Source organism: Acaryochloris sp. IP29b_bin.137 (assembly GCF_028285745.1).
GTDB lineage: Bacteria > Cyanobacteriota > Cyanobacteriia > Thermosynechococcales > Thermosynechococcaceae > Acaryochloris.
Window position 1 is genome coordinate 1 of sequence record NZ_JANQOP010000201.1, and the last position, 7832, is coordinate 7832.

The following is a 7832-nucleotide window of genomic DNA, read 5'->3' on the forward strand; positions in this document are numbered from 1 at the left end:
CTTCATCCGTGGAAACCTGCTTCTGTAAGGAGTGAATGCCCTCGTTCTCAGTTCCAGCATTAAATAACAAAACAAATACACGCATGATCCTGAGTTGAAATAGATAGACCTTTGATCGACCACTAGAGGGTGCTGAACAAGAATAACATTTACCTCTATAATCGTTTTTTGTCTGTGCAATGATAACAAGGTTAAACAACTCACGCTGAGCTATATTGAAACCTCGCTTGGGGGACAGAATATCTGAAGATGGCGATCTTGTTCAAATCAGTTTTACTCTGCTGTGGGTTGTCGGTTGCTAGGGAACTAACCCCTAGAAAAGCCTTCTGTAATAAGGTTATAGTGCATTGATTCAGACTTAGATTTAAAGGGCCCACTACTTATCTGTCAACGGTACCCCCCTGAGGGATGTTATGCCCCAACCTTCCCCTTCCGGGCAAGCCTCTCGTCCATCTCCTCCCCATCGACGCTTTACTCGCCTTCACGTTTTGCTCATTGTAGTTGGATTGCTACTGGCTGCGATCGCAGGGGTGAGCACGTGGGTGCTGCGATTTATTGACGAGGACTTAACGCCCCTTGTGGCAGAGGAATTGAGTAAGACCTTAAATCGCCCGGTCAAAATTGGGGATGTTCAAAATTACTCCCTAACCCATATTCGGTTTGGCCCTTCGGAGATTCCCGCATGTTCGCCTCAGCAAGGTTGTGCAAAAGCAGATGCTGATTCCGCCCAAATGGAGGCGGTCGATATTCGATTTAATTTATTGCCGATTTTATGGAGTCGTAAACTGCATCTAGAGGCCACGCTGATTAAACCCCAGCTGTACTTGGATCAGACCAAAGATGGCGAATGGATTGCCACACGGCTTCGCTCGGGTCCATCGGAGGCTTGGATTAAGGTCAAGCTGAATCAACTGCGGGTGCGGCAAGGAATCGCTCAGCTCGATCCGGCCCAAACTGAGACTCGACGCTTAAGCAAGCTTAACGGCACCCTCAATTTCTCCAATCCTGACACCCTCTACTTCAATACCCAAAGCCAGGTGGATTCAGGTGGGAGACTTTCAGTAAAAGGGGCATGGCAATCTGCTCAAAAGCAGCTAGAGATCAATGCCCAAACTAAGGATCTGGTGGCTGCTCCCTTAATGGGCTTGTTACCGAAGCTTCCTTTTCAGATCAACCAGGGGCAGTTCAATGGCCGATTCCGCGTTCAATTAAGCCCACAACAGCCTGTTATCGTCCATTCGGATTCAACTCTGTCTCAGGGGGATATTTGGATTCCTAAGCAAGCTATTCGCATCCAAGCCAATAAGATTCGCAGCGATGTCCGTATTGAAGTGCCCTCCCGGCGTCCGGTTGAGCTGAAGGGAGAGGCCTTCCTAGAAGGCGCGAGGGCAGATGTTCCCGAAGATCTGATTTTAGAGAATCAACGCCAGCGGCCTCGCCGCCTCTCTCAACTCCAGGGGACCGTTAATTTCCCAGGGCTGAAGCAGCGATTCCGCTTTGACCTCAAGGGGCGGATGGGCCAACAGGGGCGGCTTAAGGCCAAAGGGGTTGCTTCTTTTTTGGAGCAACAGACCCAGATGCGGTTACAGCTCCAGAATTTGCCCGCCCCTCTCTTTGACCAAGCCTTTCAACTGCCCGTGACTGTCGACTCGGGTCAAGTCAGTGCTAGCCTCCGGGTCAAACTCCGCCCCAAACAACGCCCTGATGTGCAAGGCACTGCCCTACTTAAGCGGGTTGAAATGGGGATTGTCAACGTTCCTCAACCCTTTAGTCGCGTGAGAGGGTTTCTTCGGTTTAAGGGAATTGCGGTTCGCCTGGAAGGACTCCAAGGGGACTATGGGCAGATACCTATGCAGGCGACGGGTTGGATCGACCCAGATCGCGGCTATAGTTTGGTGGGAAAGACCGAGTGGGTAGACGCTCAACCCACCCTGGAAACCCTACAAGTAACCGGTTTACCCTTTCCCGTGACTGGACAGTTCAAAGGGGATAATCTCCGATTTGATGGACCCATTGATCAGCCAATTTTCTCGGGTTCAGTTCAACTGGCAAAACAGCCTAAAGTGGATCGGGTGCCCTTTAAGCAGCTAACGGCACAGTTCAAATTGGCCGATGCCCTTCTCAAAATGGAGGATATTGAGGCCGAACCAACGGTAGGCGGATGGTTTCGGGGCACCGCTCGCTTTGAGGTCCAGCCAAGGGGACAGTTACTCACTCAGCTTGAAGCCAGCGATATTCCGGGGAATGCGATCGCACAGTTCTATCAAGCCGATCCGGGTTTTCCCTTGGGTCCCCTCCAGGGGCAGATTAAGGTTTTTGGTCCCCCCGAGGACGTGCGCACTAATGTCGATTTTCAAGCGCTACAGGGGCAGTTTCCCACCACAGGCAATATCTTTGTCCGCCAAAATATTGCCCAACTCAGACGGATTGTCACTCAAATTCCTGGGGGTGAACTGCGCACTCAAGGCCAAATTAAAGATAACCGAGTCAACGTTACGACAACAACGCCAGGTGTGGCCCTCAAGGCTTACACGCCCGATGCTCGGGGACTGATGACGGGGCAGCTCCAGATTGCAGGCCCCTTTGATGGCTTTAGTGTCAACACAGCCAGAGCCCAGGGACAGGCACTCTTTTCTGATGGTATCGCCATCGTTTACGACCCCATCTCGGCGCAACTGCGGTGGGATGGCCAGCAAATTCTGGTGGATCAAGCCACCGCCCCAGGCTTTTGGTCCCAAGGTCAAGTGGGCTTGGACTTTGATACCCCTCAAGGCCCTCAGCTAACAACCCTGAATCTGGCAGTTCGTTCTCGGGGCTATGATTTGGGGCTGTTTCCCCCCTTTGGTCCAACACAAGTCAAAATGGCGGGGCGGGCCGATCTAGTCGGTCAACTAACGGGTACGGTGGCAGATCCCTACCTAGAGTCCACGGTACAGCTGAACAACCTGCTGGTGGGCGGTGTCCCCTTTGAGCCTGTGCTTAAAGGCAAAATGCGTTATGGCCAACAAGCTCAGCTAGATTTGCGTGTGTCTGGACGGCGCGATCGCATCAACCTCGCCTTAAATTCCAATCAATTACCCACATCCTTTGATATTCGCCGCGATCAAGCCTGGGCGGTCGGTCAGACTGAGCAGGGAAAGCTGAACTTAGAATTGCAAGCGGTTCCCCTTGCGGCCTTAAATTGGCAACCGATTGAAACTCTCGGACCGCTTTCAGGGAAAGCTTCGGGGCAGTTTTCGCTTCACCCGGCCACTTATGCGGGAACTGGAACCCTGATGGTGAGCCGACCGGCTATTGGCAAGCTAGTGGGAGATCAATTTTTAGGTCGGTTTCAATTCACAGGTGATACCATTCGCTTGCAGCAGGGGGAATTGCGCGATCGCACCAATCTCTATCAGATCCAAGCCAACGTCATTCCCGGCCTTAATCCTAAATTTTCCGGAACCCTAACCGTCCGCCAGGCAGAACTTGCTGATCTGTTGGCGGCTGCCACCTCGCTCGACCTGAATCCATCTGCCCCTCAAACCCAGCTTCAAGGGAAAGCCGCAGACGTTGAGACATCACCAGTCGGCTCCGCCCAAGGGTCACTCCTGATGCAGCTTCGACGTCTAGCAGAGTTGGATGCTTTGGCCCAGCAACAACAAGCACAAGCTCCCCCGGACCCCCTGTTCCCGAATTTAACTGAATTAACCGGTAAGCTGGGGGGGCGATTGCAATTCTCTGGATCGCTACAATCAGGCTTCGATACCCGCTTTGCCCTGAAAAGTCAGGATCTCAAATGGGGGAATTATGCGGTTGATCAGATTATTGCCAAAGGCCAATATGCAGACGATACCCTGAAACTCAGCCCTTTCCTTATTGCCACAGGGGATCAAGAAGCCCGTTTCCAGGGGACAATTGGTCGCCAACAGCAATCGGGGCAGTTCACCCTCAAAAACTTGCCCTTGCAAGGGCTAAATCAGTTTCTTGAGCTGCCGTTTGAGGTAGCGGGCACCGTCAATGGTTATGCGACCCTTGCAGGTACGATTTTTAATCCCCGTTTACAAGGTGAACTCAATTGGACCGCAGCGAGGGTGAACACCATTCCCCTCAATCAAGCTAAGACAACCTTTGACTACGATCAGGGACGATTAACCTTTGCGGGAGGGTCAGAGGCGATTCCGCTGCAGTTTGCAGGAAATATTCCTTATCAATTACCCTTTACCACTGTGGGGCCTAGTAGCGATCAATTGCGGGTCTCTCTGAAGCTGAAAGATCAAGGGTTATCCCTGGTCAACCTATTCACGGATCAGGTTCGCTGGATTGGGGGACAGGGCGAAGTAGACCTGGCGCTTACCGGATCTTTAACCCAACCCACCATGCAGGGGAATATTCAGTTTAATCAAGCGACCCTGGGGTCTGATCTGTTATTCGAACCCCTTACCCAGGTCACGGGCAAGATTCAGTTTAATCGTGATCATCTTCAGATTGATCGATTAACCGGACTGTATAGTCGCGGAGAACTGGAAGCTAAAGGTCAATTACCCATTCTCTTGCCGGAAGGCTCACCATCCTCAGCATCCTTAGAAGTCGCTCTCAAGGGCCTCCAACTCAACGTAAAAGGGTTGTACAAAGGACAAATCGATGGCGATCTGAATATTTCGGGTGCCTTGCTTGCCCCTCAACTGGGCGGTGTAATGGCGTTGACCAATGGACAAGTCATTTTGGCGGATGTTAATGTCGCTGCTTCTGAGTCTCCGGGGCAATTAGCGACCGCAGCACCGTTACAGTTTAATAATCTAAAGGTTCAGCTCAACGAAAATGTTCGAGTTACACAGCCCCCTTTGCTGAGTTTTGTTGCAGGAGGGCAGGTAACCGTCAATGGTTCCGTGAATACCCCTCGCCCTGAGGGTAAGATTCGCTTTCGTCAAGGCTCCGTTAATTTGTTTACCAGCCGCTTTCGAATTGACTCACGCAGAGATAATTTTGCTGAGTTCGACCCTAGTTTCGGATTAGATCCGTATCTCAATATTGGTATGGTGACCACGGCAACGGATATCGTTGGGGGGCGGGCCACCGAGTTGAATGAGTTTGAAGATTTGCCTGCTGGTCGGGTTGGTGCCATTGAATCCGTTCGAGTTCGGGCCATGGTGGAGGGACGCGCCAGTGAACTGGTCAATAACTTTAATCAGGTGGTGCAACTCTCCAGTACTCCTAGCCGCTCAGAAGGCGAAATCCTAGCCTTGTTGGGGGGAAGCGTCCCCAATTCTCTAGAAGATGGCAACACAGAGTTAGCCCTCGTCAATCTGGCCAGCTCAGCATTCTTAACCGGTTTTGAAGGATTATTTGCGGATGCACTGGGGACGCGGGCCAGTTTTCGCCTCTTCCCGGTGTTAATCCCTAATGACGACCAAGATGAGTCTGTATTGGCATTTGGTGCAGAGCTGGGATATGACGTAACCGATCGTTTTTCGGTGTCCGCATTACAAATCTTAACGGGATTAGATGAATCGACTTTGTTTAATGCCAGTTACGACATTAATGATCAACTGCGCGTTCGCAGTGCTATCAGTACTGATGGGGAAGCTGTTGGCATTCTCGAATATCGTATCCGGTTTTAGCATTTATGACCCTCGCAACTTGGATTACCGTCTCGCGCTTGTTTGCCCTCCCTTTTCTTCTATATGGACTACGGCCCGATGTTGCGGATATTTCACCCTCAGTACGGTGGATTTGTTTGGCAATCTTTTTGGTTGCTGCCAGCACAGATTGGCTGGATGGCTATCTTGCCCGTAAATTGGATCAAGTGACGGATTTGGGGAAGTTTCTCGATCCCCTAGTGGATAAATTGCTTATTCTGGGACCCCTGATTGCCCTGGTTGAACTCCATCAAATCCCTGCTTGGAGCGTTGTAATTGTTTTGACTCGTGAGCTGGCTATTGCAGGGTGGCGAGTGCAGCAAGCTCAGGTCTCGGGGGCTAATGGGTGGGGCAAGATAAAAACGGTGGTTCAGGTGATTGCGCTGGCTCTCCTAATAGCTCCCCTTTCGGGGGTATGGACAACGGTTGCTTTAGGGATTTATGCCCTGTCCATTTTCTTGACCATTGCCTCTGGGGTTGTGTACCTTCTACCCCAAGTGAGTGCATCAGCATAGTACATCGTGAATCTTGCCCAGTTGCGTGCGTTGAATTAGAAAGTTTCTTTTAGATTTCCTTAAGTATTTTTAGTCCTCCGTATTTCCCACAAATGGCTTTTTGGGGGGGCAAAAAATATGCAAAAGTATGTGTTCGAACTGTAGATGTAGACTTACTAGCTAAATTGGTATAAGCACAACTCAAAATCAACAAAATTGTTTGTTTTTTTCTCCGCAAGATTACTGAGAAATTTAACTACTACATACCTGTAAGGCTTAGTGTGAGAAGCTTGTGTATTTCTACGGACATAGTATTCCAGTGATATCACGGAAGAATTTTTTGATGGGTTAGCGCACACTACAAGTAGTAGATTCGTAATTCTTGGACATACTGCCTACCCAGACCCCACTCCCTTTTGGAAAAAGAAGATCTTGCTTAACCGTAAAGCAGGATCCGGGTGATCAGAAATAGTCAAGTCCCTTCGTCTCACTCATATCGTCACTTAACTCCAGCAATCATATGAAAGTTATCCATTCACATGATAATTCCGGCAACTCTGAGAATAAGCAACCTATTGAGATGCTGAAAGACGGACAGCTATTATTTTTGTCTAAAAATTCTCCGGCAGGTTTGATTTTGCAAAAGCCTTATTATGCCGAGTATATTGGCCCCGGTGCTGCCATTGGAGGAATGTTTGATTTACAGTGCATCACAATTCACCCCTTGGGACAAGCAGAGCTAAGTGTTCCTGAGACCTTGGATGATCGCCAAGATGCCTTCCAAAGAAGAATGGAAGATATTGAAGCAATGCAGCAGATTTGTGAAAAAGATCTTCCGGTTGAACGGGCTGTTGCGGTACTGGAGATGTTGTCTCAACAATTTCATAAAGAAGAAATTCAAATGATATCCAATGATATTTTGGCTAAGCTAGTGGGGGTCTTGCCTTCTACGATGGCTGCGGCATGGCAACAGGTATCCCATTCCAGCCAAAAACGGAATTCACCCGCTCAGTCTTACCAGGAAGAACCCGCCTATGCCTCCCATGAGGTTGCCTTTGCTTGATGGCATCCTAACTCTACCCACAACAATGACTGAGGTTAGGGCTTTCTAGCTGTCAGCTAAACCTAATTGAACAATTCACCAACTGGTTCTTTGCGTTAACGGTCCAAAGAACTAGTTGGTGTTTTTTGCATTGAGGTGATTTTACCGTTCAGATTTTATTAACTGCAGGATGTGATGTACGGATAGTGCTGTCGTCGTTCTTATAGCGCTTAATAACCGCCAAAACTGCTGCTAAAAATTGATTAGAGTGTTGATTTTGGCTGAGGCAATGTCGAAGGTTAAGGAGAATGATGAGCACAAAAACTTTTCGCCTCATACGCTGGTGCCCATTAAACGCCTGATTTCTAAAACCGAGCATAGTAAAAGCGTCAACGCCGTGTACAATGCTCTATGAGAGAGGGAATCCTTTTTGCGATCGCAGAAGACCACCCGTAATTTTTATAGGTGGTTATTTTCAAGTGGCATCTACATAGATTCCGCCCTTCTCTGAGGCGTTGTCCTTGGTGTCCCCATGCACCCAGAGCATAGCACTTACTTCCCTAAAGTGCAGATTCTGTGAAGGTCATCGTCTTATGACATTACCGATAGAAATTATTGTTGGCTCTAAAGCTAAAAGTCTTACCAAACATGGTCATCAGTGCCTTGATGGCAATCTGG

Annotated in this window: 4 protein-coding genes; 3 read left to right on the forward strand and 1 reads right to left on the reverse strand. The window is 49.3% G+C overall.

Annotated elements, in window-relative coordinates; translation table 11 throughout:
- On the reverse strand, positions 1-85 hold an 85-nt coding region (locus Q0991_RS25180; RefSeq protein ID WP_366524962.1), incomplete at its 3' end, for a DUF3110 domain-containing protein.
- 328 nt (positions 86-413) lie between these two features.
- On the opposite strand from Q0991_RS25180, the gene Q0991_RS14405 reads away from it, so the two are divergent.
- The 3 genes from Q0991_RS14405 (at position 414) to Q0991_RS14415 (ending at position 7175) form a co-directional block, all read left to right on the forward strand.
- Entirely contained in the window at positions 414-5600 is a 5187-nt protein-coding gene (locus Q0991_RS14405; protein ID WP_299489465.1) for a translocation/assembly module TamB domain-containing protein, read from the forward strand.
- Between the two features lie 5 nt (positions 5601-5605).
- On the forward strand, positions 5606-6133 hold the full coding sequence (pgsA, locus tag Q0991_RS14410; protein ID WP_299489466.1) for a CDP-diacylglycerol--glycerol-3-phosphate 3-phosphatidyltransferase: 528 nt from the start codon (positions 5606-5608) through the stop codon (positions 6131-6133).
- Positions 6134-6719: 586 nt separating this feature from the next.
- The gene (locus tag Q0991_RS14415; protein WP_299489467.1) at positions 6720-7175 is read left to right on the forward strand and encodes a hypothetical protein; all 456 of its coding nucleotides are present in this window, start codon (positions 6720-6722) and stop codon (positions 7173-7175) included.
- Positions 7176-7832 lie beyond the last annotated feature (657 nt).